Origin of the sequence: Campylobacter sp. BCW_6877, from assembly GCF_001762445.1 — a bacterium.
GTDB classification, from domain to species: Bacteria; Campylobacterota; Campylobacteria; order Campylobacterales; family Campylobacteraceae; genus Campylobacter_D; species Campylobacter_D jejuni.
Genome location: NZ_MJWW01000030.1, coordinates 1 through 2,878, shown reverse-complemented (window position 1 = coordinate 2,878; position 2,878 = coordinate 1). Strand labels below are relative to the sequence as shown.

2 protein-coding genes are annotated in these 2,878 nt (G+C 21.9%); both read left to right on the top strand.

Features of this window, described 5'->3' with window-relative positions; all coding sequences use genetic code 11:
* A partial coding sequence (locus AJ936_RS10310) for a glycosyl transferase family 2 (RefSeq protein WP_070274019.1) occupies positions 1-1,247 on the top strand: 1,247 nt, incomplete at its 5' end.
* Between the two features lie 60 nt (positions 1,248-1,307).
* Entirely contained in the window at positions 1,308-2,849 is a 1,542-nt protein-coding gene (locus AJ936_RS10100) for an SGNH/GDSL hydrolase family protein (protein ID WP_070274018.1), read from the top strand.
* Positions 2,850-2,878 lie beyond the last annotated feature (29 nt).

Here is a 2,878-nt window from a genome sequence, read left to right as displayed (position 1 = left end):
AAAATGGAGGATTAAGTAGTGCTAGAAATGTGGGTATAGAATATTTTAGCGGGGAGTATAAATTCATAAATAAAAATCAGATTTTTCAAAAAAACACTCTAATTGAATTTAGTGTTAATGGCAATAATCATTATGAAATACATAGTGTATACAAGAGTTATAAATATTTTGATAGTGAAAAAGATTTGATAAATTTTACTAACGCGAATATAGATTATATTATATTTTTAGATTCCGATGACTATTGGAGATTAAATTGTATTGAAGAATGTGTTTCTAGAATGAATGGAGTAGAAGTACTTTGGTTTGATTATGAAGTGCTGAATTATAAAATTAAAAAAAAACATGTTAACCAAATGTTTTACTTTGATTATAAAGATGAAAAAGTTATTACTTCATATCAATGGATATATAAAGCAAAAGAAAAAAAAATTTTTTATTTTTGGTTTGCTTGGCAAGGGATGATTGATTTTAAATTTCTTAAAAGCATTAAGTTAAAATTTATTAATGGTATTATTTTTGAAGATGTTGCTTTCGGGATTATTTTGTTTGCTTTAAGTAAAAATATTTACATTTATCCTGCTAAATTCTATATTTATCGTATAAGAGAGAAAAGTTTGATGAACTTTACAAATAAAGAAAAATATATTAGTTGTAATTCTTATCTTAGCAACATTGATGTTTTTGACAATTGTCAGATTACTAGAGAATATCATGAAGTTGCAAGTTGGGTAAAAATAGCTTTGGAATTTGTAAAATTTACAAATTTAAATTATATTTTAAGCATAGAAATTCAAAAGCATTTTCTTCCTATAGCTTGTAATATGGGATTAAGATTATATTTTTTTAAAAAAGATCCATTGAGTCTTAGAAAATATAGACATATTTTAAAATCTCATTTAGAAAATCAACCAATAGGGGCTGTTGATAGGGTTAAAGAATATTTATTTTATAAAATAAGTAAAAAAATTAATAAGATTAATTTATGTAATGCTATTTTTTGTCTATTTGAAATTTATATATTGTTATTAAATTATCGAAAAAAAAATAAAAATTATAATGATAAAAAATATCCTTTAGAATTTTATCGAGATTATAAGCAAGCTTTAAAAATGATAAAGATTATAAGATCAAAAAATATTTATAAAATGTATACTATTTTAAATAAGTATAAAAATTTATTAAATTATTTTATTTGCAATAAAACATTAATCTTTTTATTGTTTTTAATAATAAGTATTATATAATATAAATAAAAAAATAAAAATGTCAAATTATATATGTAAATTAGCGAGGGTGATATAGAGTTGAAATATAATGTTGTTTTATTTGGTGGTAGTAATTCGGTGGCCATGGATGGTCTGCAAAAAGGTTTAAAGCAGAATAATATACATCTAACTAATTTAGCGTTAGGGGCAACAACATCAATTCAAAATTTATATGAATTGAAAAGAGAAAGAAATCAAAAATTTTTACAAAATGCTGATTTAATAATTACTGAATCAAATGTAAATGAATTGGAAGAAATCTGTGACAGATATTCTAAATTATCATTAGACTTTTTATATGAAATTTTAGTCTATTTCTATGAAGAATTGGTAAAATTTAATAAAAAGGTATTGATAATTTTATTGCCATGTGACATGCAAAATTGTAAAATTGTAAATAATATGCATTACTGGTTTGCAAGAAAATTTGGATTTAATATTATAGATATGGATAGTTATTACAAGATGAATGATTTATATTTTTTTCATAATTTATATGATAGTTTGCATCCTATGAATAGTATTATGAGAGAATTAGGAATAAATATTATAAAAAATATTATATTTTTTCAAAAATCTAAAAGAATAAAGACTGAAAATTATATTTTTAAAGAATGCCATATTGAAGACTTGATAGTTAGAAAAGGAAGTATAAAAAGAAAACATTATAAAAATTCTATGTATAATGAGAATGTTATGAGTGTTGATACAAATACAATTTTACAATTTCCTCAAAAATATTGTGGTTATAAAATATTTGCCATTCATACTTGGAATAAAGATGATGGGTTAGATTGGTATCAGTCAACTTATCATTTATCTAATATTTATATTCAAAACAAAAATAATCTTATTGTAAAATCTACTAATTTTTTAAATTCTGTAATAGAACTCAAAAAAGAATTTATTATAGATGAACAGACATATATTACTTGTGTCATTGAAAATAAAAATTATACCGAATATAGTAGAACTGCAGCTTGTTGGAGACCTGAAGCTGTTTTTTATGATCAATTTGATTTAGTAGGATTTTTTTTAATTTTACCAAATAATAGTTTTAGCCAGAAAATGTCTTGTAAATTCTTAATAGATAAAGTTGTAGAAATTGCAAAGGAATATGATTTTAATCATCTTATCCCACCTATTGTGCAATATAAAAAAATGATAGATGAATATTGTACAATTGTTAATCCAAAACAATTGTTGACTTTGCAAGAACAATTTGGTTATTATTCAGCCAAACAAAGAATAAAAAATCAATTATCATACAAACTGGGACAGTCGTTAATCATTAATTCTAAAAATTTCTTTAGTATAGTATTAATTCCTATATATTTATTATCAGTTGTAATATTTTATAAACAAGAGCAAAAAATTAGTAAAGATAAAATAAAAAAACTACCACCTATAGAAAGTTGTTTAGATTATAAAGAAGCTATGGCAATTAAAAATCATCTTTCTTATAAGTTAGGTCAAATTTTAATTAAAAATTGTAAAAATTGGTATAAGGGTGGATTATTTAAATTACCATTTGATATAATAAAAACATATAAAATTCATAAGAAAAAGAGAGCATTATAGATGAATCAAAATAAAACTGTTGGTATAGT